The sequence below is a fragment of the Streptomyces sp. NPDC056361 genome, assembly GCF_042262805.1.
Taxonomy (GTDB): Bacteria; Actinomycetota; Actinomycetes; order Streptomycetales; family Streptomycetaceae; genus Streptomyces.
Map to the genome: position 1 here is coordinate 1 of NZ_JBHJQI010000324.1, position 1,145 is coordinate 1,145.

The following is a 1,145-nucleotide window of genomic DNA, read 5'->3' on the forward strand; positions in this document are numbered from 1 at the left end:
GTTTCGCACCGCCCCGGGCCCCTCCGCGTACGAGCCGTCAGCTCATGAACTTCTTGAACTCGTCCGGGAGCTCGAAGTCCTTGGGGGCCTGACCCGCCGCCGGGAGGCCGAACGCGCCGCCCGCCTGCGCCTGCTCGCGACGCTCGGCCGCGGCCTGCTCGTCGGCCTTCCGCTTCATCGGGTTGCCGCTCTTGCGCTTGCCCTTGGCCTGCTTGACCTGCTTCTTCTGCCGGCCGGGACCGCCGCCCATGCCCGGGATGCCCGGCATCCCCGGCATGCCGCCGCCCTGCGCCATGCGGGACATCATCTTGCGGGCCTCGAAGAACCGCTCGACCAGGCCCTTGACCGCGCTGACCTCGGCGCCCGAACCCTTGGCGATACGGGCCCGGCGGGAGCCGTTGATGATCGTCGGGTCCTGACGCTCGGCCGGGGTCATCGACTTGATGATGGCGGCCATGCGGTCGACGTCCCGCTCGTCGATGTTGGCGATCTGCTCCTTCATCTGGCCCATGCCGGGGAGCATGCCGAGGAGCTTCGAGATGGAGCCCATGCGGCGGACCTGGTCCATCTGCGCCAGGAAGTCGTCGAGCGTGAACTCCTGGCCCTTCTTCGACGCGAGCTTCGAGGCCATCTTGGCGGCCTCTTCCTCGTCGAAGGTCTGCTGGGCCTTCTCGATGAGGGAGAGCATGTCGCCCATGCCGAGGATGCGGGACGCCATGCGGTCCGGGTGGAACGCGTCGAAGTCGTCCAGCTTCTCGCCGTTGGAGGCGAACATGATCTGCTTGCCGGTGACGTGCGCGATGGAGAGCGCCGCACCACCGCGGGCGTCGCCGTCGAGCTTCGACAGCACGACGCCGTCGAAGCCGACGCCGTCGCGGAACGCCTCCGCGGTGTTGACCGCGTCCTGGCCGATCATGGCGTCGACGACGAAGAGGATCTCGTCGGGGCTGACGGCGTCGCGGATGTCCGCGGCCTGCTGCATCAGCTCCTGGTCGATGCCGAGGCGGCCGGCGGTGTCGACGATCACGACGTCGTACATCTTGGTCCGCGCGAACTCGATCGAGTCCTTGGCGACCTGGACCGGGTCACCGATGCCGTTGCCCGGCTGCGGGCCGTAGAAGGCGACGCCGGCGCGGTCGGCGACG

1 protein-coding gene is annotated in these 1,145 nt (G+C 69.2%); it reads right to left on the bottom strand.

The window, feature by feature from the left end; all coding sequences use genetic code 11:
- Positions 1-37: 37 nt before the first annotated feature.
- The coding region (locus ACFCY7_RS40515; RefSeq protein WP_376491090.1) for a signal recognition particle protein at positions 38-1,145 on the bottom strand (1,108 nt) is incomplete at its 5' end.